The sequence below is a fragment of the Streptomyces roseirectus genome, assembly GCF_014489635.1.
Lineage (GTDB): Bacteria > Actinomycetota > Actinomycetes > Streptomycetales > Streptomycetaceae > Streptomyces > Streptomyces roseirectus.
The window spans coordinates 4,223,266-4,246,419 of record NZ_CP060828.1 but is presented as its reverse complement, the minus strand read 5'-3'; the positions used below and the strand labels follow the sequence as shown (position 1 = coordinate 4,246,419).

The following is a 23,154-nucleotide window of genomic DNA, read 5'->3' as shown; positions in this document are numbered from 1 at the left end:
ACGCCGCATGCTCGCCGAGAGGGCCTGCGTCGAGGGGGCCCGCGCCGAGGGGAGCCGGTCGTGACGCCGCTCGCCGGCCGGGTCGCCGTCCTCGGCAGCCCCGGCAGCGGCAAGTCGACGTTCTGCCACGGCCTCGCCGGCGCCGGGATCCCCCTCTTCCACCTCGACGACCTCTACTGGCACCCCGGCTGGCGCCGCACCCCGCCCGACGAATGGCGGCGCACGGTCGCCGAACTGGCGGACGGGGACCGGTGGATCGTGGACGGCAACCACCTCGACACCGTCCCCGAACGCCTCGCCAGGGCCGAGATCGTCGTCCTGCTCGACCTGCCGGTCCTCGTCTGCGCCTGGCAGGTCGTCCGGCGCAGTCGCCGGTTGCGGCGCGGCGGCGGCAGGGGCGGTGGCGGCGGCGAGTACCTGCCCCGGCGTCTGCGCGCCGGCGACCCGCCCGTGCGCGACCTGACTGCGCTGCTGCGCAAGGTCCTCGGCTTCCGGCGCCGTGAACTCGTCGAGCTGCGGCGGCTGTTGGCCGGGTACGACGGCCGGATCGTCGTCTGCCGGTCGCGGCGCGCGGCACGCCGGGCGCAGCGTGAGCTGACGGCGCTGCTGCGGGCCCGCGCCGGCGCCGTCGGCCCGCCGCCGGAGCAGACCCCGTGCACCTGCGGCGGCCCGGACGGGGCCGTCGTCCCGCTTTCCCTGGAGGACCGTTGACACCGCTGACCCACGATCCGGTGCTGCTGGCCGACGCCCGCAGCGAGACCGTGCCGTTCGCCTACCACCACCTGTCCGAGACGTTCCCGGCTCAGACCGCCGCGCGGCTGCGCGAGACGTTCCCGGAGTCCGGGTTCACGAAGGTCACCGGGGCGGATCCGGAGAAGACGTACACGATGTGGACGCGCCCGCTGCACCCGGCGCCCGCCGAGTCTGTGGGTGAACTCCCCACGCCGTGGCAGGAGTTCGTCCGCGAGGTGACCGGCGCCCGCTACCGCACCGCCCTCGCCGCGCTGACCGGTCTGCCCCTGGACCCCTGCCCCGTCGAGGTCAACCTCTGGCGCTACCCGCCGGACTGCTGGCTCGACCCGCACGTCGACAAGCCGGGCAAGCTCGTCACCCACGTCTTCTACTTCAACGAGCCCTGGTCGGAGTCCTGGGGCGGCAACCTGCTGCTCCTCGGCTCGCAGGACCCGGACGACGTGGTCCGGCGCGTCACCCCGGTCCACAACTCCAGCGTCGTCCTGGTGCGCGGCGAGACGTCCTGGCACGCCGTGGAAAGCGCGCGCCCGGAAAATCCCGGCGCCGTCCGGCTCTCGGCCCAGGTGATTTTCCACCGCCCCGAGTGATCCCCGTTTCACCGCACGGAATCGCCACTGCCGGACCGTATACGGCGACGGTAGTGTCAAAGACACCGGCGAGATCGGAAAGCCGCCTGGAATCGGCGTGAACACCCCTTATTCCCAGCCCTCGACAAGAGCGCGGGAACGCTGCGCGCCCAGGTTCCGCGGCTTACCGGTCTCGCCGGTCGACTTTCCGCCCGACCACGAGGAATCGTCATGGGAAACCCTGTTGTGAAAGCAGTGCCCGAGGATTTCGTCGTACGGGAGGTCATGGCCCTTCCGCAGCGGCCCTCGGCAGACCCCGGCCACACCTATCTGAACCTCCGTAAAAAGGGGTTCACCACTTTCGAGGCGATGGACCTGATCGCCCGCCACCTCGCCCTCCCCGCCGACGCGGTCTCCGCCGCCGGCCTCAAGGACGAGGACGGCGTCACCGAGCAGACCCTGTCCGTCGCCGCCGAGGTGCCGTCCGCCCTCCTCGACGCCTTCAACCGGCGCTGGACCCCCGGCACCGGCCGCTGGCTCGCCCTGGACCGCGCGGGCTCGGGCCCCCGGCGTCTGGGCATCGGCGAACTCCTCGGCAACGCCTTCCTGTTGACGCTGCGCGGCCTGGAGGCCGACGAGGCGGACCGGCTCAGGTCGGTGCCGCGCGGCGAGGCGCCCGTCCTGTTCGCCAACTACTACGACACCCAGCGCTTCGGCGTCGCGGGCGGCCCCAAGGTCACCCACCTCATAGGCCAGGCCCTCCTGGACGACGACCTCGACCTGGCCTTCGCCCTCCTGCGCACCTCCGGCTCCCACGAAGGCGGCCTCGCCCTCCAGCACACCGGCCCCGCCGACGAGTTCTTCGCCGGCCTCGACCAGCGCGTCACCGCCTTCTACCGGACCGCCCACTCCTCCTACCTCTGGAACCACCGCCTCGGCCGCCTCCTCGAACAGCACGGCCCCGACGTCCTCCAGACCGAACGCGAAGGTCTCGGCTACACCTACCCCACCACCACCCGCCCCCTCCTCGGCCTCCTCGGCGAACTCCCCGAGCTGGAGTACGACAAATGGCGCTGGACGAACAGCACCCTGCGCCGCACCACTTCCCGCCGCCCCACCACCCTCCAGACCATCATCACCATCCGCGACGTCGCCCCCGACGACATGTTCCCCGACCTCTGGAAATGCACCGTCTCCTTCATCCTCCCCTCCGGCGCCTACGCCACCAACGCCGTCTCCCAATTCCTCCTCCAACTCACCTGCGCCCAGCGTCCGGCACTCGGAGTGAACTGACGGCCCCGCCTTCTCCGCGGTCCCTTCCCGGCACACCGGGGGAGGGGCCGTTTTTCGTGGTTCTGGACGGAAACGGCCTGGCCGGTTCTGGCGTTCCGTCGGGCTTCCGGGTGGGGGTGGGGCGGCGGCAGACTCGTGAGAGAAGGAGACGCCACGGGCAAACCGGACGTCTCGCTCGCCGCCCGCACCGGTGCTCGCGTTCCCCCCTCAACTCCGCCGAAATTCCAGGAGTCCCCCCATGCCGAAAAACGTCACCATCGCGTCAGTGGATATCCCGTTCGATCCCTGTGTGTCACTTGTTGCCCGGGTGCGGCGAGAGGCGGGCGTGCGGTGACCGGCTCCGAGTCCGAGCGGACCGTACGGCTCGACCGGACGGACGAACTGCGGGGCCGCCGCAAGCGTGACTCCATGCTGACGCGGGGGCTCGCGATCCTCAGCGCGTTCCGCACGGACGACGTGGAACTCACGCTCGCGGAACTCGCCCGCCGCGTCGACCTGCCCAAGCCCACCGCCCACCGGCTCATCGCCGAACTGCTGGACTCCGGGTTCCTCGAACGCGGCCAGCGGGGGCTGGTGCTCGGCCGGCAGATGTTCGTCCTCGGGGGCCGGCTCCAGCGCGACCAGAAGATCCGCGTCCTGGCCCAGCCCCACCTCCAGCATCTGCGCCGGGTCACCGGCACGTCGCTGGTCTGCCTCTCCGTCGCCCGGGGGCGCGACGTCGTCCATCTCCTGCGGGTGGGCACGTCCAGGGTGTCCGACGAGCGGGAGAAGATCGTCGACCTGGGGGCGCGGAGGGTACTGGCCCAGGTGCCGCAGGGCACGGGCGCCGGCTTCGGGCCTGGCATCGCCCCTGGTTCCGGTCATGGGCCGGGCGCGGGCGCGGGTGCCGGTGCCGGTGCCGGTCAGGGCGTCGGCTCAAGTGCCGGTCCCGGCCATGGTCTCGGGCACCGTGCCGGTTCCGGTCCGGGGCACGGCTCCGGCTCCGGCGCCGGGTCGGGTCCCAGCCGGGGCCCCGCTTCCGGCCCCGGGCGCGGACGCGGGCGTGGACCCGGCGCCGGTGCCGATCACGGCTCCACCGCCGGCCCCGGCTCCGGCCCTGAAAACCCCGCCCTCCGGGCCCTCGCCCCCACAGGCGGCCCCGTCGTGCGGCTGGACGACGCCGTGCACGCCTGCACCGTCCTCGCCTGCCCCGTGCGGCTGCCCGGTACGGGCGTCGTGCTGGCGCTGTCCGCGGTGAGCGTCGCCGGCAAGGAGAACCGGGCCGCGCTCGCCCGTGAACTGCACCGTGTCGCGCAGGAGTTGGGCGCACGGCTGGCGGCGCTGCCGGACTTCCACGCCGCGCCGACGGGCGTCAGCGGCGCCGCGTAGCTCCCCACGGAACCGGGCCGCGCGGCCCCTCACGGGATCAGGCTTCGCGTGGCCCCCTGCGGGATCAGGCTTCGCGCGGCTCCTCGCGGGATCAGGCTTCATGCAGCCCCCTGCGGGATCAGGCTTCGCGTGGCCCCTCGCGGGATCAGGCTTCGCGTGGCCCCTCGCGGGATCAGGCTTCACGCAGCCCCCCTGCGGGACCAGGCTTCACGCAGCCCCCCTGCGGGACCAGGCTTCACGCAGCCCCCCTGCGGAACCCGGCTCCGCGCAGCCCCCTGCGGAACCCGGGCCGCGTAGCTCCCCCCACGGAACCCGACGCCGCGCAGCCCCTCACGGAACCGAAAGGACCCCCCCCATGAACACCCTGAACACCCTCACCACCCCCCTCGACCTGGACGCCCTGCGCGGCGCCACCCTTCACACCTCGCCCTTCGTCTGGGGCGCCGTGCGCGGCACCCTGCGGGAACCCGCACTCGGCCGCCTCGTCGAGGAGTTCCCCGGCGCCGGCTTCACCCGGACGGAGCGCCCCAGCGGCCGGCCGGGGGAGAAGGGGTACCGCACGGACAACCTCGCCCTGGTGGCCGACGACGAGGCCGTCGAGGCGGGGTTCAGGCAGCTCACGCCGCTGTGGCGGGACCTCGTGCGGACGCTGATGTCCGCCGGGTACCGCAGGACCGTCGGCGAGCTGATCGGCAGGGACGTCTCCCGGGCCCGCATGGAGGTCAGGGCCGTCCGCTACTCGGCGGGCGCCTGGATCGACCCGCACACCGACCGCACGGACAAACTCGTCACCCAGACCTGGTACTTCAACGCCGACTGGCCCGCCGCGAACCGGGGCGAGTTCCAGGTGCTCGGCTCGTCCGCCGCGGACGACGTCGTCGAGCGGGTCCTGCCGCTGGCCGGCGAGTCCATCGTCCTGTGCCCCTCGGAGAGTTCCTGGCACTCCGTCGCGCCCGTTTCCGACGCCGCGAAAGAGGACCGAAAGGTGCTTCTGCTGCATCTCACGGCGGCCTGAGAAGTAATTCGTTCCGCGCGGTGGAATGTTCGGGACTTGTCCCTTGAGGGGGTTCTCCGGGCGCTGGTAGAAATTGTTTGTCGCCGCGACGGGGTCGAGGAAAATCCGAAAACCCCGGCGACAGAAAACCGACGAAGAAAGGGAATAACATGACTCGCAACGCCGTCACCCTCGTCTCCCCGCGCCTGGAGAAGGTCGTCACGAAGAAGGCCTGAACCAAGGGCTGATAGCCCCTAGGGGCTAGCGGTGCCGCCACGAGGTAACCGTGGCGGCACCGCTTGGTTTTTATCGCCCCTTTTTCCGGCCGTCCGCAGGGGCCCGCAGATTTCGACATGTCCGAGAGAAAGGAATCCGGATGCTCGCCGCCGGAGAAATACCGCCGACCACCACGGAGCGCATCCGCCCTCAGGTGGTCAGTCTGCTCGACCCGAACCTGGAGACCGCCAGCGTCTGCCTGTCCGTCGGCTACGGCGCCCGGCTCGACCCCCAGGGCCGCTGCGGCGTCGCGCACCTCCTGGAGCACCTGCTCTTCTCGCTGCCGAAGCCGGGCCGGCCGTCCTTCGCGGAGTGGGTGGAGCGCCGGGGCGGCACCACCAACGCCGAGACCGGCCTGGAGACCATGCTCTTCTACGCGCAGGTCGCCGCCGAGGACGCGCAGGAGACGACGGCGATGATGCTCGACGCCGTGCTGGACCCCGTCTTCGACGAGCGGGTCTTCGAGCTGGAGCGCGAGGTCGTCGTCAAGGAGATGGTGACGGCCGCCGCCGACCCCGCCGACGTCGTCCAGGACGTCGTCTTCGAGAAGCTGTTCCCCGGCCACCCCATCGGCCGGCCGATCGGCGGGCGGATCGACGAACTGCGGACGCTCACCTCCGCCGACGTGGAGAAGGAGTACCGGGCGCGCTTCCTGACCGGGCCGATGGCCCTCGTCGTGGTGGGCCCGCGGCCGGTCGACGGCATCGACGACCTCCTCGGCACCTTCCCCGACCCCGGCACCGGTTCCCCCTTCGCGCCCGCGCTGCCGCTCCCCGCCGCCGACCTCACCCCGCCGGGCCCGGCCGGACCCGACTTCGCGTGGACCTGCTTCGCCGGCCGCTCCCCGGCCCTCGACGGCGCCGGCAAGGAGGCGTACACGGTCCTGTCGATGCTCCTCGGCTCCAGCCCCTCCTCCCTCCTCTACCGGAAGCTGCGCGTGGAGGAGGCCCTGTCGTACGCGTTCGAGTCGTGGAGCCGCTTCTACACCGAGGCCGGGGTCTGGCGGCTGCTCGTCGGGGTCGAGCCCGAGGCGGTGGGCCGGCTGACGGAGATCGTCGACGGCCTCCTCACGGACCTCGCCGAGGGCCGCGTCCCCGACGAGGAATTCGCCGTCGCCAAACGCAAGGCCGAGATGCGCCTCGTCACCCAGGGCGAGACCCCCGTCGAACGCGCCCGCCTCACCGCCCTCGGCATTCGCGGCGGCACCACCGACTGGTCCCTCGACCAAGCCCGAGCCGCCCTCCGCGCCGTCACCCCCACCCAGGTCTCCCACGCCGCCGCCACCCTCCGCGGCAACCTCACCATCGCGGTCCGCCCGGAGGCAGCGTGAACACGCAAGCGGCCCCGACACAGCCGACGGCCATGGCAGCACCCGACACCCCCGAGACCCCGCCGGCCGGAACGCCGGCTGACACCCCCGAGACCCCGCTGGCCGGAACGCCGGCTGACGCTCCCGAGACGCCGCTGGCCGGAATGGCGGCAGGCGCTCCCGAGACCCCGCAGGCCGGCGCCGCGGCTGACCTGCCTGTACTGGGCGTCGGCCCCGGCCCGGGTGACCTGTCCGCACGCGTCCCGGCCGGTGCGGACGACCGGCCCGGTCCGCAGGTCCCGTCCGGCGACACGGGCGGTGTGTCCGGCCCCGGAGCGTCGCCCGCCGGCGTTCCGGACGGCGCCCGGCCCGGCCCCGAGACCCCGCCCGCGGACGTGAGCGTCCGCCCTGCCTCCGAGACCCCGCCGGCCGGCGTGAGAGTTCCCCCCGCCCCCGATGACCTCCTCGCCGGCGTCACCGCGGGCCCCTACACCGACCCCGTCACCAAGGAGCGGCACATCCTGGTCCAGGAGGCCGGGGAGCGGGTGTGGGAGGACGCCGGGGTGTTGGAGGCCGTGTGCGCGGCCCTGCACCGCGAGCATCCCGGCGCGGAGAGCACGTTGCTGCGGACGCCGCCGGGGGTGGAACTGGGCGCGCCCTGGCGCCGGCATCTGACGTACGTGCGGTGTGACGGCGAGCTGCCCCCGGTCCCGGACGGCCCAGAGGTCAGCCCCGCGGACGGCGACGCCGACGCCGAACTCGTCCGGCTCTGGCTGGCGCAGGCGTTCACCGCCGCCGGCGTGGACATGCGGCGCCCGGTGTCGGAACGGGTCGCGCGGGCCGAGGCCGACAGCTTGTACGCGCTGCCGGGCCGGGTGTCCCTGATGGCCCGCCACGAGGGCCGGACCGTGGGCCACGCGACACTGCTGACCGAACAGCAGGACGAGACGACGGGGGAGACGTTCGTCGAACTCGTCGACATCCTCGTGGACGGCGCCCCGAACCCCGGACTCGCCACGGCCGCCCTGACCCGCGCCGCCGCGACCCACGCCCGCACACTCGGCCGCCCCCTGATCGGCAACGTCGTCCACACCGCCGCCCCCGCCCCGACCGGCTCCACCAAGGACACCTGGCGAATCGTCACCAAGCTCCTGACAACCGGCTGGACCCTAGACCACGAGTACTGGCGATCCCCGACCCCAACCCCGACCTCAGCCCCGGCCTTGGCCCCAGCTTCAACCCCGGCCTCGGTCCCCGCCCAGGGCTCGACCCCGGCTCCGGCCTCGGGCTCGGCCTCGGCCCCGGCCCCGGCCCCGGCCCCGGCCCCGGCCCCGGCCCCGGCCTCGGGCTCGGTCCCGGCTTCGGCCCCGGCCTCGGGCTCGGTCCCGGCTCCGGCCTCGGGCTCGGCTCCGGCTCCGGCTCCGGCTCCGGCTCCGGCCTCGGGCTCGGGCTCGGCCCCGGCTCCGGCTCCGGCTCCGGCCTCGGGCTCGGGCTCGGTCCCGGCTCCGGCTCCGGCTCCGGCCTCGGGCTCGGCCCCGGCTCCGGCCTCGGGCTCGGCCCCGGCTCCGGGCTCGGCCCCCGCCCCGGGCTCGGCTTCGGCTCCGGGCTCGGCCCCGGCCTCGGCCCCCGCCTCGGGCTCGGCCCCCGCCTCGGGCTCGGCCCCGGCACCTCCGGCCGGGCCAAGCGTGCCAGCCGTCCCGGCAGGGCCGGTGGAGCCCAGGGTGCCAGGCCGCCCAGCAGGGCCGACGGGGCCGGACGCGGCAGCCTTTCCGGCAGCTCCGGCTTCGGCCCCGGATCCGGCTCAGGCTTCGACCTTGGCCCCGGCCCCCGCCCCGGCTCCGGGCTTGGCTCCGGCTCCGGGTTCGGTCCCGGCTTCGGCCCCGGACCCGGTCCCCGCCCCGGCTCCGGGTTCGGCTTCGGACCCGGTCCCCGCCCCGGCCTCAGCTCCGGGCCCGGGCTCGGCCTCTGTCCCCGCCCCGGACCCGGCCCCGACCTCGGCTCCAGTCTCGACCTCGGACCCGGCCTCGGCTCCAGCACCTGCCCCGGCCCCCGCCCCCGCCCCGCGACCGGAGGCCCGCTCATGACCGGCGCCCGCACTGAAGCGCCGGAGGCCCGTACGGATGCCTCGGACGCCCGCACCGAAGCCCCGCGCACCCCCACGGCCCCCCTCCCCGACGTCACCCTCGACATGCTGTACCGCCTGCTGGGCGTCGCCGAGCACGAGAGTCGGCGGGAGTTGATCCGGCGGGGCCGGCGGGTCTCGCCGAGGCTGCCGCAGTTGCTGATCTCGGCGGCGGCCAGGGAGGGCGTGGCGCTGGGCAGCGGGGCCAGTGATGAGCTGCGGAGGGCGAGGGCGCGGGCCGGCCGGTACGCGGACCTGTTCGACGCGGTGCGGGCCGCCGTCCCCGGCGTCAGGATCGCCAAGGGCCCCTCGGTCGCCCGCTGGTACCCGCCGGACCTGCTGCGCCCCGTGGGCGACCTCGACCTCTCCTTCGCGACGGAGGACGAGCTGTGGCGGGCGGCGCTGACGGTGACGGGCCGGGCCCCGGTCGAGGACATCGTCCTCGCCCTGACGCGGCACGAGGGCCGCACCAGTGTCACCCTCGGCCTGAGGTGGCCGGCGGAGGACGAACTCCTGGACCGCCCGTACAACGTCGAGCTGAGCATGGTCGCCTTCCCCGGCGACCCCGGTTCGGCCGTCCCTCCGCGCCGCACCCTCCCCGCCGACCAGACCCTCGCGGACCTCCTCGCGCTGGCCGAGGAACGCTTCCAGCGCCCCTTCCACGCGAAGGACGCCGTGGACGTCCTGATGATCCTCACGCACTGCCCGCCGCCCCCCGCCACCCTCGCGGAGGCCGCCGCAGCCCACCACCTGGCCCCCGAACTCCTGGAACTCCTCACCTACACCCAGGACGGCACCCAGGCCCCCTTGGACGCCTTCCGCACCCCCCTGCACGAACCGGCGGCAGCCGAACTCGCCCGCCGGGAAGCCGCCGAGCGCCCCGCCGATCCGCCCACGACCGTGGACGCCCGCCTGGACGCCGGTTTCCCCGTGGCGGGCCTACGCCTGAACCGACGCGACACCCAGACGACCGACGCCGCCAGCCCCGACACCCCGGCGACCCTCCACTCCGTCAGCCCCGACACCTTGGCGGCTCCCCGTGCCGTTAACCCCGACACCTCGCCGACTCCCCGCGCCGCCAGCCCCGACACCCCGGCGACCCTCCACTCCGTCAGCCCCGACACCTTGGCGGCTCCCCGTGCCGTTAACCCCGACACCTCGCCGACTCCCCGCGCCGTCAGCCCCGACACCCCGGCGACCCTCCACTCCGTCAGCCCCGACGCCCCGGTGGCCCCCCGCGCCGTCCACCCCGGCACCTCGGCGGCCCCCGCCGTCCACCCCGGCCCCCCAGCAACCCGCTCCGTCCGCCACGACACCAACGGCATCACCCTCCTGCGCACCCCCCTCGCCGACTTCCTCCTGGTCTGCGGCGAGGTCGTGAGCTGGGCCGACTACGAAACGGCGCTCGCCGCACTCGACCGTCTGGAGGCCGTCCGGTGACAGAGACCACCCCGCCCGCCGTCGAAGTCGTCGACCTGCGCAGGGAGTTCACCGTCGGAAGGGGCGCGGGCGCCCGTACGCTGACGGCGTTGGACGGCCTGAGCCTGACGATCGCCCCCGGCACCGTCCACGGCCTCCTGGGCCCGAACGGCGCGGGCAAGAGCACCCTGTGCAAGATCCTCTCGACGACCCTGCTGCCGACCTCGGGCACGGCCCGCGTCCTCGGCTTCGGCGTCACCGACCGCCCCCGCGAGATCCGCCGCCGCATCGGCCTGGTCCTGGGCGGCGACCGGGGCCTGTACGGCCGTCTGACGTCCCGGCAGAACCTGGAGCTGTGGGGTGCCCTGCACGGACTGCACGGCCGGGAGCTGCGCACCCGCATGGCGGAGCTCCTGGACCGGGTCGGCCTGACCGACCGCGCGGACGAACGCGTCAACGGCTTCTCACGCGGCATGAAGCAGCGCCTGCACCTGGCCAGGGGCCTGATCGGCGACGCCCAGGTCCTGCTCCTGGACGAGCCGACCACCGGCATGGACCCGGTCGCCGCCGACGACTTCCGCGACTTCGTCCGCGCCCTGCGCGCCGAGGGCCGCACCGTCCTGATCACCACCCACGACATGGCGCAGGCCGAGGCGATCTGCGACGAGGTCACCCTGATCGACCACGGCCGCGTCCTGACCTCCGGCGACCCCCGCGACCTGGCCCGCCGCCTCTCCGGAGGCCAGCGCGTCGAGGCGGACGCCGTGCCGCCGAGGGTCGCCGCCGAGATCGAGGCCCTGCCCGAGGTGAACACCGTGCGCCGCCCCCGGGGCGGACACCTGTGCGTCGACACCGCGAGCGCCGAGGCCACCCGCCTCGTCCTCGCGCTGCTGGTCGACGCGGGCGTCAGCAGCGTCCGCACCGGCCCGCCCGGCCTGGAGGAGCTGTACCTGAGGGTCGTCGGCGGCCGGAAGATGCGGGTGTCGGCGTGATCACCACCCTGTGGGGAGCCGTCCGCTTCCAACTTGCCATCGCCCGCACCAGCCCCGACGTCCTGCTGATCCTCGTGCGGGCGCCGCTGATGACGATGGTGCTGCTGTCGATCAGCGAGTACTCCGGCCGGCGCGACCTGGCCGCCGGGGTGGTGCTGGCGCCGGTCCTGATGGCGCTGTGGGACATGACGCTGCTGATCGCCGGCGAGGTCATCAACCGGGAGCGGTCGTGGGGGACGCTGGAAGCGCTCGTCGCGACGCCGGCCCGGTTCTTCGTCGTCGTCCTGGGCCGGATCGGGGCCGTCACGGCGATCAGCATGGTGTCGTTCGCGGAGGCGTGGCTGGTGGCCCGCTACGGCTTCGGGATCCATCTGACGGTCGTCCACGGGACCGTGTTCGTGCTGTGCGTCCTCGCCTCGGGGCTCGCCATGGCCGGCACCGCGACGCTGCTGTCCGCGCTGTTCGTCCTCGCGCCGAGCGCCCGTCTCATGCAGAACACCCTCACCTACCCCTTCTACCTGCTGGCCGGCGTGCTCGTGCCGGTCTCGATGCTGCCGGAGTGGCTGCGCCCCCTGTCCTCGGCGGTCTTCCTGTCGTGGAGCGCCGACCTGCTGCGCCGGTCCCTGTCCACCGAGCCCGTCCCGGACGCCGCGGCGAGCCTCGCCGTCATCGTCCTGCTGGGGCTGGCGGGCACCCTCGCCGGACTGTTCGCCGTCAACCGCGCGCTGCGGCAGGCCCGTGCCGCCGGAACACTCTCCGAGGTGTGAAGTGAGTACTCTCGCCGCCGCTGTCACGAGCCGCGTCCACATCGTGCGGTACGCGGCCCGCACCTCCGCCGCCGACTTCCGCCAGACCTACACCTGGCGCTCCTGGACGATCGGCTGGCTGGGCCGCATGCTCTCCCAGGTCACCTTCTTCGCCCTCATCGGCGTCATGCTCGGCTCCCCCGAGCGCACGCGCTACCTCGTCGTCGGCAACGCGGTCATGGCCTGCGTCATCGAGACGATGACGGTCACCACGAACGGCGTCCGCGAACGCCAGGAGGGCACGTTCCCCCTCCTGTCCGCGTCCCCGGCGCCGCTGGGTACCGTCCTGTTCGGCCGCGGCCTCCAGCAGCCGGTGAGCGGCGCGGTCACCGCCCTGGTCACCCTCTTCGCGCTGGCCCCCGCGTTCGGCGTCCGCCCCACCTGGCCCCAGGTCCCCGCCCTGATCCTCCTCGTCCTCGTCACCGCCCTCACCTCCTACGGCGTCGGCCTCTTCCTCTCCGCCGTCGTCATCGGCCTGCCCGGCGCCCGCAACGTCGTCTCCAACACCGCCTACCTCCTCATGATGGCCATCTGCGGAGTCCAGGTCCCCACCGACTTCTGGCCCCCCTGGGTCCAATACACCGCCGACCTCCTCCCCCTCACCCACTCCCTCACCGCCATCCGCGCCATCCTCACCGACCACCCCCTCACCCGCCCCCTCACCCTCGCCCTCCTCACCGGCGCCCTGTGGCTCTACCTCGCCTCACTGGCGATCCGGCTGGTCCAGGCACGGGGGAGACGGACGGGGTCGTTCGACTACGGGGCCTGAGAGGGCCGATCGGGGTGGGAGTTTGTATAGGTGGAGTTATAATAACTGCACCTATACATAGGAGGCGCTGGTGGACAAGCCCGCCGAGATGTTCGACCGGGACTTCGAATGGGCCGAACTCACCCGCTTCGCCACCCTGCCCGGCCCGCAGGCGGCGCTCGGCGTGGTCTCCGGCCGTCGCCGACAGGGCAAGACCTTCCTGCTGGACGCCGTCACCCGAGCGGCCGGCGGCTTCATGTTCACGGCCACCGAGACCACCGAGGCCGACTCCCTGCGCGAGTTCGGCGAGGCGCTGGCCCGGCACCGCGGACAGCCCACCCCGTTCCGCTTCGCGCACTGGGACGAGGCCGTCAGGGAACTCCTGCGCATCGCCGACACCGGCGCCCCTGCCGTGGCGGTCATCGACGAGTTCCCCTTCCTCGCCAAGGCGTCCCCCGCCCTCCCCTCGGTCATCCAGCGCGCCCTCGACCCCGGCGCCCAGCACACCAACACCCCGGTACGCCTGCTGCTGTGCGGGTCGGCGCTGTCCTTCATGGGCAAACTGCTGTCCGGGAACGCCCCGCTGCGCGGCCGCGCCGGACTCGAACTCGTCGTCCCCACCCTGGACTTCCGGTCGGCGGCCGACTTCTGGCAGATCACCGACCCGCGCACCGCCCTGCTGACCAACGCTGTCGTGGGCGGCACCCCCGCCTACCGCAAGGAGTTCACCCAGAGCGACGCCCCCGCCGGACCGGACGACTTCGACGACTGGGTCGTGCGCGCCGTCCTCAACCCGGCCCGTCCGCTCTTCCGGGAGGCCCGCTACCTCCTCGCCGAAGAGCCCGAACTCCACGACATCGCGCTCTACCACTCCGTACTCGCCGCCATCGCCGCGGGCAACGCCGCCCGGGGCGGCATCGCCGACCACCTCGGCCGCAAGTCCACCGACCTCGCCCATCCGCTGAGCGTCCTCCAGGACGTCGGCATGATCACCCACGAGGCGGACGCGTTCCGCCGCAACCGCTCCGCGTACCGCATCGCCGAGCCACTGCTCACCTTCTACCACGCGGTCATGCGCCCGGCCTGGGGCGACCTCGAACGCCCCGGCCGGGCCCCGGCCGTCTGGCGCCGGGCACAGGCCACCTTCCGCAGCAAGGTCGTCGGCCCACGTTTCGAGCAGATCTGCCGGGAGTGGGCCCGCTGGCACGCGGCCCCCGACACCCACGGCGGCCACGTCACCCGCGTGGCCGCCGGCACGGTCAACGATCCAGCCGCCCGGACCAGCCACGAGGTCGACGTGGCCGTCCACGGCGAGTCCGACGACGGCCGCGCGGCCCTGCTCGCCATCGGCGAGGCGAAATGGGGCGACGTCATGGGCCTCGGCCACCTCGACCGCCTCCGCCACATCCGCACCCTCCTCACCCGAACCGGCACCGCCACCGCCACGACCCGCCTGCACTGCTTCAGCGGCACCGGCTTCACCGACGAACTACGCCGCCTCGCCCAGGACGACCCCACGATCCAACTGGTCGACCCAGCACGGCTCTACGGCGGGGAGTGAGCCGCACCTTCCACCGGAACGGGCGGTGCGTCCCCAGGAGCCGTGATGGCAGAGTCTGGGGTGAAACCGCGTCGAGGCAGGTCCTAGGAGAGGCGTCGTATGAGGGTCGAACTCCCGCCGGAGCCCATGCACTTCGTCAACCGCGAGCGGGAACGGGAGCGGGCGTTGCGGGCGGTGGAGGAGTGGCGGGGCGGTGGGCGGCCGCTGGTGCTGGCGTTGAGCGGGCCGGCGGGGCTGGGGAAGACGGAGCTGGCGCGGCTGATCGCGCGGACCGTGCTGGACCGGTACCCGGGCGGGGTGTACGACGTCGACCTGGACGACTACCGCGTGGACGGCGTGCTGGACGCCGGCGACGTGCTGGCCCACCTGCTGCGCCTGCTCGGCGTCGAACCGGCCCTGGTGGAACGGCGGTTCACGGACCGCTGCCGGCAGTACTGGAACCTCACGGCGGACGCCCGGCTCGTCCTGCTCGTCGACAACGTCCGGTACGCCTCCGAGGTCGTCCCGCTCCTCCCGGCGTCCGGCGCGAGCGTCGTCCTGGTCGCGAGCCAGGGCCCGCTGCACGACCTGGAGGACGGCGCCGCCGTCGACCTCACGCTGCCGCCGCTGGACGAGCGCGCGGCCACCGAACTCCTCGAACTCGTCGTCCGCGACCCCCGGTTGGCCGGCGACCAGGAGTCCGTGCGCGCCCTCGTGCGGCTGTGCGACGGCCTGCCCGCCGCCCTGCACGTCGCCGGCCGCTGGCTGCGCGGACACCGGGTGCGCCCGCTGCCCCAGCTGATCTCCGAACTGCGCGGCGAGTGGGACGAGAAGGGCGTCCCCGGCGTCGAACGCGTCTGGAACACGGTGTACGAGGGGCTGTCGCGCCCGGCGTCCCTCCTCTACCGCCTGCTGCCCCACCACCCCGGCCCCACCTTCACACCGGCCTCCGCGACCGCGCTCCTCGGACTGGGGGAGGCCACCTGCCACACAGCGCTCGAAGAACTCCACCGCGCCGGCCTGTTGGACCTCGGCACGGGCACCCGCCTGCGCCTGCCCGGCCCCCTGCACGCCCACGCCCTGCGCCGCTCCCGCCACGACGCCGACGAGACCGCCGCCGCCCGCGTCCGCGTCCTGCGCTGGTACGTCCGTCAGGCACAGCGCGCGGACCTGCTGGTGGCCGGGGAGCGGCTGACCGTCGGCGACACGTTCGAGGCCGACCCGTCCGCGCCGGACGCCGAGATCGACGCGGCGTGGCTGTACGACGAACGGCACGCCCTGTTCGCCTGTCTGCGGCTCGCCCACCGCGGCGAACTGGACGCGGAGGCGGTCGCCGTCTCCGAGCCGATCTGGACGTACGCCCTCGACCACCCCCACCAGACCGACGTGATCGAGGTGTTCCGGCTCGCCGTCGCCTCCGCCCTGCGGCACGGCCGCGCCACCTGGATCGTCCGCACCCGCCTCCAACTCGCCCGCCCCCTCTGGCAGTCCGGCCAACTGGACGAGGCGGAACGCGAGTTGACCGCCGCCGAGGCCGCCACCCAGCTCCTCGGGGACGGCGAACCGGACGCCAAACTCCGGGGCTCCGTCGCGGAGGCCAAGGGGATGCTGCTCGGGGCACGGGGTCAATGGGCCGACTCCGTGGGCGAGTTCGAGGCGTCACGCGCGATCCACGCGGCTCTCCCCAACCCCTACGGTGTGCTGCTCCAGACCTACCGGCTGGGCGAAGCGCGCGCCCGGCTGGGCCAGTTGGACACCGCACGCGCTCTGCTGACCGAGGCACGCGAGGCGGCGGTCGAGCAGAAGCGGGAGCGGATCACCGCACGGATCTCCTTCGCCCTGGCGGGAGTTCTGGGCCGGCTCGGCGAGGTGGACGCGGCACGGACGCTGTACGAGGGGGCGCTCGAACGTGCCCTCCTGCGCCGGTCGCAGTTCGAACAGCGGCGTGTGCATGGGGCGTTGGAGAAGTTGGAGGCTGCAGCCGGACGGGAGGGAGAGGCCGCGCGGCATCGGAAGGCGGTGGAGGAGATCCGGCGGAGGAACGGGATCGAGTGAGGGGGAGGGCGGGACGGGCTGTCGGCCGAGGCGGCGGGCTGAGGGGGGCCTCGGAGCGCGGCCCTCGAGTGTGCGGCGCCGTGGGCCTCGGCGCGCGGCCCCGGGCGCGCCGCCACGTGCCTCAGGCCGCCGCCCCTGAGCATGCGCCGCCCTACGCCTCAGACCGCCGCCCCAGCCTCCCCCTCCGTCGCCTCCCGCAACCGCACCCTGAACTCCCGTTCCCCCACAAGGCAGTTGAACACGACACGCCCCCCGTCCCAGTCCCGATGCCCCGCCACCCACACATGCGCGGCCGACACCGCGACCGCCGGATCCACGGCCGACACCCGCCCGTCGGCCTCGACCCGGGCCTCGATCCGCACCGCGTACGGGAGTTCACGGCCACGGAACCTCAACACCCCGTCCCCGCACGGCTGGACGACCCCCGCCGTACGGCACCCCGGGTAGGAGTCGAGCGCGTGCCGGGTCCACCCGCCGGACGTCCAGCCGGCCCCCGAGGGCAGCGGCCGACGGTACAACACTCCTGCGGACAGCGTCACTTGCTCACCGGCCGCCCCGTACTCCACCGCGAGGTGATGCCCGGCCGGCGCGAGCCCGACGGGGTGACGGGCGACGCGGACCCCGTCGGGGATGAGCCCGGCGTGGACGTCGAAAGCGGCGGGCATCCGGCGCGCGGGCGCGGGGGAGGGGAGGAGCCGCGGGGACGTCGCGGCGGCCGGCGTGAGCCCGAGCAGCCCGTACAGTTCGGCGCGCAGCCGCTCCAACGCCCGCCCCGGGAAGGCGAACGCGGCCTCGGCGGCATGGCGGGCCGCCCCCGGCCGATAGGCGTCCAGCGCCCGCCGGATCTCCTGCCCCCGCCCCAACACCGGTACGGACCGCAGGAGTTCGTCCATCGGACTGCCCGGGATCAACTCCGGCCCACCGCTGCCGACGCCGACCACAGGCCGGTCGTCGGCCGCCGACCCGGCGAAGTACAGGGCCGTCGACCCGTGGTCGGTCACCAGCGCGTCGGCGGCGACGAGGACCGCGGCCCACTCCTCGCGGGGCGCGGCGAGGACCAGTCCCGCGTCGAAGGCGGGCGCGAGGCGTTCCGCGAGGTCGTAGGCGCCGAGGCGGCTGTGCTCGTTGGGGTGCACGACGAGGGCCAACTGGTATTCGTCGTAGGGGAGTTCGGCGGCGAGTTCGGCGGGCAGGTCCGGTCGGCGGTGGAGCAGGGACTCCGGTCCCCAGGTGGACGTCAGGACGAGGAGCCTGCGCGAGCCGGTGCCGAGCGCCGCGCGGTAGCGGTCACGGAGGGGGCGGGAGGCCAGGAGTCGGTCCAGCGTGGGGTCACCGACGACCCTCGCCCGCGAGGCCGCCCCGGTGCCGGCGGCGCGCAGGCGGGCGACCTGGTCGGGGTGCGCCATGGCGTGCAGCGCGATCGGCGCGCGCCGCAGATAGACGGGGTCGAGCCCGGACGCCGAGTCCGCGGACCCCTCGGCGCGGATCGTCTTGCTGAACCCCGCACCGTGCGGCAACAGCACGTGCGGGCCGCTGAGCAGCGCCAACTCCCCTTTGGGGGAGGCCGAAACGACCAGGTCGTAGGCCCCCGCGCAGGCTTCCTCCCACGGCACGACCCGCCCGCCGAGCGCGTCGACGACGGCCAGCGCGTCCACACCGAAGTCGGAGCCGGGGACGAGGGTGAAGCACCGGGCGATCCGCGCGTCCCCGGCGAACACGGGGACGACGTCGAGCAGCCGGTGCAGGGCCACCGCGGACCGGGCGGCGAACAACACCCTCCTCATACCGAGACCGCCCGTCGCCCGTCGCCCGTCGCCCGTCGCCCGTCGCCCGTCGCCCGTCGCCCGTCGCCCGTCGCCCGTCGCCCGTCGCCCGTCGCCCGTCGCCCGTCGCCCGTCGCCCGTCGCCCGTCGCCCGTCGCCCGTCGCCCGTCGCCCGTCGCCCGTCGCGCAAATTCTCCGATTCTACCGGAGCGAGGGCCGGGCCGCACGGTGTTTTCGCAGGTGGGAGCGGGTTTCGGGGTTCGTCAGGGGCCGACGGCATGAATCGATCGTAACCCTCACCCCCCGGAGCGAAGATCGGTGAAGATGACCGCATGAGTGAATGGGGAGTAGCCCTCATAGCGGCGGGCTCGGCGCTCGCCGGCAGCCTCGTCACCGGCTGGTACGCCCGCGGCGCGGGCCTGCGCCAGGCCGAGGCGGCACGCCACGCGGGCGACCGCCAGGCCGACGCCCTCCTGGAATCCGTCCGCATCACGATCCGCGCGGAGGCGACCCAGCGGGCCCTGACCGAACGCCGCAGGATCTACGCGGAGTTCCTGTCGGCCGCGGAAACCGTCATCCTGACGGAACGCACGGGCCAGGGCCACCCCGACGACGCCGCCCACCTCCAACGAGCCCTCGCCGCCGTCCTCCTGGAGGGCCCGCCGGACGTCGCGGCGAGCGCCCAGGCCCTGCTCGACGCCCTCCGCCGCCACGCCTCCCTGGACGACCTCCAGCGCGCGAAGTCGGCCTTCGTCACGGCGGCCCAGCACGCCACCCCCCACCCGGCCCCGCCCTCCGAGTGACGCGCGGACCCTCGGCAAACCCGCGCAAAAAGGAGGCAAAGCCAGCCGCACCTCGGACAACGTCCTTCTTTGAGGCAACATCTTGATGAACGGCGCACACCGTCGACCCCCCGGCCGCCGCCGGCGGCGACGACAAGCCGCCCCAGCACGCCGCACGCCGAAAGAAAGTAGAACCGCAGTGGAGCCGAGGATCGCGGTCGCCGTGGTGACGATGGGAAACCGCCCGGACGAGGTGGACGCCCTCCTGGAGTCCGTGGCGAAGCAGTCCCTCCCCCCGGCGAGAATCGTGATCGTCGGCAACGGCTGCCGTCTCCCGGAGTTCACCCACCGGCTCGCCCTTCCGGGTGAGGTCACCCTCCTGGAACTTGACGAGAACCTGGGCTGCCCCGGCGGCCGCAACGAGGCCCTGGCGAAACTGCGGGAGTACGGCGACGTCGACGTCGTGGTCGACCTCGACGACGACGGCCTCCTCCCCGACCCGGACACCCTGCGCGGCGTGAGCGACCTGTACGCCGCGGACGACCGCCTCGGCATCGTCGCCTTCCGCATCGCCGACGAGCACGGCGAGACGGCCCGCCGCCACGTCCCCCGCCCGGGGAAGGCGGACCCGATGGAGGGCGGCGAGGTCACCGCGTTCCTCGGCGGCGGCCACGCCCTCAGCATGCGGATGCTGGAGCAGACCGGCGACTGGCCCGCGGAGTTCTTCTTCGCCCACGAGGAGACGGACCTGGCCTGGCGGGCGGTCGACGCGGGCTGGCGCATCGAGTACGCCCCGCACCTCCTCCTCCAGCACCCCAAGACGTCCCCGGCACGGCACGCGATCTACTACCGCGTCACCGCCCGCAACCGCGTCTGGCTGGTCCGCCGCAACCTCCCCCTCCCGCTGATCCCCCTCCACCTGGCCGTCTGGATCGCCGTCACCCTCCTGCGCACCCGCTCCCTGGCCGGCCTGCGCGCCTGGTTCGCGGGGTTCGCGGAGGGCCTGCGCCACCCGGCGGGCCCCCGCCGCCCGATGAGCTGGCGCACGGTGTGGAAGCTGACCCGGCTGGGCCGCCCGCCGGTCATCTGACGCCGCCTCACTTGGCGTCCGCATAGCACTCGACCACGGCCGTGGTGAACGGGAACCGCACCGGCGTCTGCCCGAACGTCAGCACCGCGGCCGTCCGGGACGCCTCCCGGATCGCCTCGACGACCGCCTCGGCCTCGTCCGCCGGACAGTGCACGATCACCTCGTCGTGCTGGAAGAACACCAGCTCGGCCGCCATGCCCGCGCACGCCTGCCGCAGCGCCGCCAGCATCAGCAGCGCCCAGTCGGCGGCGCTGCCCTGCACGACGAAGTTCCGCGTGAACCGCCCGCGCGCCCGCGCGTTGCTCGACGCGTACCCCGGCACCCAGGCCGACCCCTCCCCGGACGTCCCGCCGGACGCCCCGCCGGGTGCCTCGACGGGGATACCCGCCTCGCCGTCCGCGTCCCCGGACGTCACCGCGGGCGGGCAGGTCCTCCCCAGCCAGGTCCGCACCAGCCGGCCCTCCTCGCCCGCGCGGGCCGCCTCGTCGACGTACTCGACCGCGCGCGGGAACCGGCGGCGCAGCGCCGCGAGGTTCTTCAGGCCGTCCCCGGACGTCTGCCCGTACACCGCGCCCAGGACGGCGAGCTTGGCCTGGTCCCGGTCGCCGGAGAACGCGCGGTCCGACACCGCCTGATACAGGTCGCCCTCCCGCCCGGCGACCTCCATCAGCCCCGGATCACGCGAGATCGCGGCGAGCACTCTGGGCTCCATCTGGTCCGCGTCCGCCACGACCAGCCGCCAGCCCGGGTCCGCGACGACGGCCCGCCGGATCACCTTCGGGATCTGCAGCGCGCCCCCGCCGTTGGTGACCCACCGCCCCGTGACCGTGCCGCCCGCCAGGAACTCCGGCCGGAACCGGCCGTCCCGCACCCACTCCTGCAGCCAGCTCCATCCGTGCGCCACCCAGATCCGGTACAGCCGCTTGTACTCCAGGAGCGGCGCCACCGCCGGATGGTCGATCGACGCGATCTCCCACTTCCGCGTCGACTTCACCTTGATCCCGGCCTGCGCGAACGCCTTCACCACGTCCGCCGGCAGGTCCGGCCGCACCCGCCTCCCGAACGCCACCGACACCTGCTCCGCCAGCTCGGCCAGCCGACGGGGCTCCCCGCCCCCGGCATACCGCTCCCCGAGCAGTTCCCGCAGCACCTCCCGGTGCACGTCCGCCCGCCACGGCAGCCCCGCCGCGTTCATCTCGCCCGCCACGAGCGTCCCCGCCGACTCCGCCGCCGTCAGCAACCGCATCCGCCCCGGTTCCGCCACCCGCTCGATCCGCCGCAACTGCTCCCGATAGACGGCGACCAACTCCCCAACAGACAACGGCGCCAACGCCTCCCGAGCCTCGAACAACGACGGCTGCCCACTCCCACTCCACACCGGCGGATCCTCCGGCACAGCCGCCCCCCGCAACCGCGCCAACGCCGCCCACGCCGACCGAGGCGCCCCAAACTTCCCCTCGTACCCCAGCAACAGCCCCTCAGCCACCTCAACGTCATAACACCGCTCCACCCGCTCCCCCGCCGCCACCACCCCCGCATAAACCTCCCCACTACTCCGCCAAACCCACCGCCCCACCTCCCCCCACTTCCGCACGGCCTCCACCACCCCGGCCTCCCGCACGACTTCCCCCACAACCTCCCCGTCCTCCCCCAACCGAGCAACCTCCACCCCACCCCCCTCCCCAGGCACAAGAACCCACCGCTGACTCATGAGAACGAGTGTGCCAGCCCCCACTGACAACGGGGCAAAAGGTTCCTTTATGGAGCGAGGGGGCGGTCTGCCGCGTGACGCGGAGAGTTCGGACGGTACGTTCTTCGGCGGCATGATGGTGTTGCGTTCGAAGGGAGAGCTACGGTGCCCGTGAGAAAACCATCCACCGAGCGTCAACGCCGCCTCGGCGCCGAGCTTCGTACGATGCGCGAGCACAACGGAGTCCGCTCGTTCCGGGGTAAGCAGCGACAGGGTGCGGGTGTGGGCAGCCAACTACCGGTGCCCTGACGCGCGTTACGTGGACGCATTGGCCGATATGGCCAGGGAGCGCGGGCCGTACTGGTGGGACAAATACCGGGACGCAATACCGGCTGGTCTGCTGGACATCGCCGAGATGGAGCACCATGCGACCGCACTGCGCTCCGCTCAGATCATGCACCTGCCCGGCATCCTTCAGACCCCCGACTACACACGAGGCGTGTTCGCCGAGGCGGTGCCGACCATGGATCCGGCGGACCTGGAGCGGCATGTCGAGTTCAGGATCGAGCGCGCGGCACTACTCGACCGTGAGGAAGCCCCTCTTTTCGAATTCCTGATCCACGAAGGCGCGTTGCTGATGCGGTTCGGCGGCGGGAGGACCCTGGCGAAGCAGCTCACCTACCTGCTGGAGCAGTCCGGGCACCCCAACGTCACCATCCGCGTAGTGCCGTTCGCGGCAGGTGGCTTCGCGAACGCCGGCAGTTCGACGCTCTACTGAACCAGCGGCGTCGCTCGACTTCATCCGACGGGTGACCAAGGCGAGTTGAGGGTTGAGGACCAGTGGAACTTCGCTGGCGTAAGGCGTCCGCCTCGGCAGACACCGGAGCATGCATCGAGATAGCCGAGGAAGACGGCCACATCCTCCTCCGCGAGAGCGACGACCCCGACGTGGTCGTCCAGACCACCCGCCATAAGCTGCGGGCCTTCCTCGAAGGGGTCAAGGCGGGCGAGTTCGACGACTTCGTGTAGCACCCTTGGCCATAGTCGGCATATGCCACCTCATGCGACTTGAGGCAACATGTTGTTTCGCGCATCTCGTGGGGCATGCCTTGTGCAGCGGCGGCTCAGCGTTGAGTGAACGCGTCCCGTCGCCACGCAAGAAACCCCAGCGGTGAGCGACCATCCCGGGGCACGGCCAACGCTTCAGAGGAGCGTCAGCATGTCCCACAGTACCGGGCAGCGGCCCGGCCCCCGCCCCCGACGCGGGCCGCCGTCCCCCCGGTCACCGCGTCCGCGTCACCGGCGCCGAGATCCCCGTCCTCCCCAGGTACCTCCTGAAGCGGCGCCGGACCGACGTCCGCAGGCCGGCCGCCCGGGTCCGTCCCTACCTTGTCGCGCACGAACAGCGCTTGCGGAGGCGGGTGTTGGTGCTCGCGCTGGACGGGATCGACGTCGGGCCGAGGGTGATCCACGGTCACCGGATCGGTACGCCGGTCGGGGCGGCGGCCTGATGAACGGGGAGCGGACGCAGGTCCGCCGGGTGCCCAGCAAGCCCGTCCGCCGGGGCGGGGACGGCCCGGAGCCGAGT

The 23,154-nt window shown here is 73.5% G+C and carries 19 protein-coding genes; 16 read left to right on the top strand and 3 right to left on the bottom strand.

Annotation, left to right across the window (positions count from 1 at the left end):
• Positions 1-60 precede the first annotated feature (60 nt).
• The 6 genes from IAG44_RS17650 to IAG44_RS17625 all read left to right on the top strand — a co-directional run bounded on the left by IAG44_RS17650 (position 61) and on the right by IAG44_RS17625 (position 6,580).
• Positions 61-711 (top strand): P-loop NTPase family protein, encoded by a 651-nt coding sequence (locus IAG44_RS17650; RefSeq protein WP_187748056.1) that lies wholly within the window; start codon positions 61-63, stop codon positions 709-711.
• Positions 708-1,340 (top strand): 2OG-Fe(II) oxygenase family protein, encoded by a 633-nt coding sequence (locus IAG44_RS17645; RefSeq protein ID WP_187748055.1) that lies wholly within the window; start codon positions 708-710, stop codon positions 1,338-1,340. Before IAG44_RS17650 ends, IAG44_RS17645 begins: the two co-directional genes overlap by 4 nt.
• Positions 1,341-1,550: 210 nt before the next feature.
• The gene (truD, locus tag IAG44_RS17640) at positions 1,551-2,612 is read left to right on the top strand and encodes a tRNA pseudouridine(13) synthase TruD (protein WP_187748054.1); all 1,062 of its coding nucleotides are present in this window, start codon (positions 1,551-1,553) and stop codon (positions 2,610-2,612) included.
• Between the two features lie 330 nt (positions 2,613-2,942).
• Positions 2,943-3,980, top strand: a complete 1,038-nt coding sequence (locus IAG44_RS44280) for a helix-turn-helix domain-containing protein (RefSeq protein ID WP_187748053.1) — start codon at positions 2,943-2,945, stop codon at positions 3,978-3,980.
• Between the two features lie 355 nt (positions 3,981-4,335).
• Positions 4,336-4,995, top strand: a complete 660-nt coding sequence (locus tag IAG44_RS17630; protein WP_187748052.1) for a 2OG-Fe(II) oxygenase — start codon at positions 4,336-4,338, stop codon at positions 4,993-4,995.
• A 355-nt stretch (positions 4,996-5,350) separates the two neighbouring features.
• A complete protein-coding gene (locus IAG44_RS17625) occupies positions 5,351-6,580 on the top strand; it encodes a M16 family metallopeptidase (RefSeq protein WP_187748051.1) in 1,230 nt (409 codons plus the stop codon).
• A gap of 466 nt (positions 6,581-7,046) precedes the next feature.
• Here the strand turns inward: IAG44_RS17625 and IAG44_RS17620 are convergent, their stop codons facing one another.
• Positions 7,047-7,703 (bottom strand): hypothetical protein, encoded by a 657-nt coding sequence (locus IAG44_RS17620; protein WP_187748050.1) that lies wholly within the window; start codon positions 7,701-7,703, stop codon positions 7,047-7,049.
• Between the two features lie 936 nt (positions 7,704-8,639).
• Here IAG44_RS17620 and IAG44_RS17615 point away from each other — a divergent pair.
• The 6 genes from IAG44_RS17615 to IAG44_RS17590 all read left to right on the top strand — a co-directional run bounded on the left by IAG44_RS17615 (position 8,640) and on the right by IAG44_RS17590 (position 16,241).
• Positions 8,640-10,121, top strand: coding sequence for a hypothetical protein (locus tag IAG44_RS17615; RefSeq protein ID WP_187748049.1), 1,482 nt, complete (start codon positions 8,640-8,642; stop codon positions 10,119-10,121).
• Complete coding sequence (locus IAG44_RS17610; RefSeq protein ID WP_187748048.1) at positions 10,118-11,092, top strand: ABC transporter ATP-binding protein; 975 nt, start codon at positions 10,118-10,120, stop codon at positions 11,090-11,092. Before IAG44_RS17615 ends, IAG44_RS17610 begins: the two co-directional genes overlap by 4 nt.
• Entirely contained in the window at positions 11,089-11,859 is a 771-nt protein-coding gene (locus IAG44_RS17605; protein WP_187748047.1) for an ABC transporter permease, read from the top strand. Before IAG44_RS17610 ends, IAG44_RS17605 begins: the two co-directional genes overlap by 4 nt.
• A 1-nt stretch (position 11,860) precedes the next feature.
• Positions 11,861-12,667, top strand: coding sequence for an ABC transporter permease (locus IAG44_RS17600; RefSeq protein WP_187748046.1), 807 nt, complete (start codon positions 11,861-11,863; stop codon positions 12,665-12,667).
• 88 nt (positions 12,668-12,755) lie between these two features.
• The gene (locus IAG44_RS17595) at positions 12,756-14,207 is read left to right on the top strand and encodes an AAA family ATPase (protein WP_223006875.1); all 1,452 of its coding nucleotides are present in this window, start codon (positions 12,756-12,758) and stop codon (positions 14,205-14,207) included.
• A 99-nt stretch (positions 14,208-14,306) separates the two neighbouring features.
• Complete coding sequence (locus IAG44_RS17590; RefSeq protein ID WP_187748044.1) at positions 14,307-16,241, top strand: tetratricopeptide repeat protein; 1,935 nt, start codon at positions 14,307-14,309, stop codon at positions 16,239-16,241.
• Positions 16,242-16,399: 158 nt separating this feature from the next.
• Here the strand turns inward: IAG44_RS17590 and IAG44_RS17585 are convergent, their stop codons facing one another.
• Positions 16,400-18,025, bottom strand: a complete 1,626-nt coding sequence (locus tag IAG44_RS17585; RefSeq protein ID WP_187748043.1) for a translation initiation factor 2 — start codon at positions 18,023-18,025, stop codon at positions 16,400-16,402.
• 311 nt (positions 18,026-18,336) lie between these two features.
• On the opposite strand from IAG44_RS17585, the gene IAG44_RS17580 reads away from it, so the two are divergent.
• Both IAG44_RS17580 and IAG44_RS17575 read left to right on the top strand, forming a co-directional pair.
• A complete protein-coding gene (locus IAG44_RS17580) occupies positions 18,337-18,807 on the top strand; it encodes a hypothetical protein (protein WP_187748042.1) in 471 nt (156 codons plus the stop codon).
• Positions 18,808-18,985: 178 nt separating this feature from the next.
• On the top strand, positions 18,986-19,876 hold the full coding sequence (locus IAG44_RS17575) for a glycosyltransferase family 2 protein (RefSeq protein ID WP_187748041.1): 891 nt from the start codon (positions 18,986-18,988) through the stop codon (positions 19,874-19,876).
• A 7-nt stretch (positions 19,877-19,883) separates the two neighbouring features.
• Here IAG44_RS17575 and IAG44_RS17570 read toward each other — a convergent pair whose 3' ends face one another.
• Positions 19,884-21,587 carry a bifunctional 3'-5' exonuclease/DNA polymerase gene (locus IAG44_RS17570; RefSeq protein ID WP_187748040.1) on the bottom strand — a complete coding sequence of 568 codons (1,704 nt, stop codon included), beginning with the start codon at positions 21,585-21,587 and terminating at the stop codon, positions 19,884-19,886.
• 298 nt (positions 21,588-21,885) lie between these two features.
• On the opposite strand from IAG44_RS17570, the gene IAG44_RS17565 reads away from it, so the two are divergent.
• On the top strand, positions 21,886-22,344 hold the full coding sequence (locus IAG44_RS17565; protein ID WP_187748039.1) for a DUF5753 domain-containing protein: 459 nt from the start codon (positions 21,886-21,888) through the stop codon (positions 22,342-22,344).
• A 62-nt stretch (positions 22,345-22,406) separates the two neighbouring features.
• Positions 22,407-22,595: a DUF397 domain-containing protein gene (locus tag IAG44_RS17560; RefSeq protein ID WP_187748038.1), complete on the top strand. Its 189-nt coding sequence runs from the start codon at positions 22,407-22,409 to the stop codon at positions 22,593-22,595.
• Positions 22,596-23,154: the final 559 nt, after the last annotated feature.

Excerpts from the sequence above, each read along its gene's own strand:
- truD (WP_187748054.1), top strand. The coding sequence starts at position 1,551 with ATGGGAAACCCTGTTGTGAAAGCAGTGCCCGAGGATTTCGTCGTACGG.
- IAG44_RS17630 (WP_187748052.1), top strand. The coding sequence starts at position 4,336 with ATGAACACCCTGAACACCCTCACCACCCCCCTCGACCTGGACGCCCTG.
- IAG44_RS17625 (WP_187748051.1), top strand. The coding sequence starts at position 5,351 with ATGCTCGCCGCCGGAGAAATACCGCCGACCACCACGGAGCGCATCCGC.
- IAG44_RS17615 (WP_187748049.1), top strand. The coding sequence starts at position 8,640 with ATGACCGGCGCCCGCACTGAAGCGCCGGAGGCCCGTACGGATGCCTCG.
- IAG44_RS17595 (WP_223006875.1), top strand. The coding sequence starts at position 12,756 with ATGTTCGACCGGGACTTCGAATGGGCCGAACTCACCCGCTTCGCCACC.
- IAG44_RS17590 (WP_187748044.1), top strand. The coding sequence starts at position 14,307 with ATGAGGGTCGAACTCCCGCCGGAGCCCATGCACTTCGTCAACCGCGAG.
- IAG44_RS17585 (WP_187748043.1), bottom strand. The coding sequence starts at position 18,025 with ATGAGGAGGGTGTTGTTCGCCGCCCGGTCCGCGGTGGCCCTGCACCGG.
- IAG44_RS17580 (WP_187748042.1), top strand. The coding sequence starts at position 18,337 with ATGAGTGAATGGGGAGTAGCCCTCATAGCGGCGGGCTCGGCGCTCGCC.
- IAG44_RS17570 (WP_187748040.1), bottom strand. The coding sequence starts at position 21,587 with ATGAGTCAGCGGTGGGTTCTTGTGCCTGGGGAGGGGGGTGGGGTGGAG.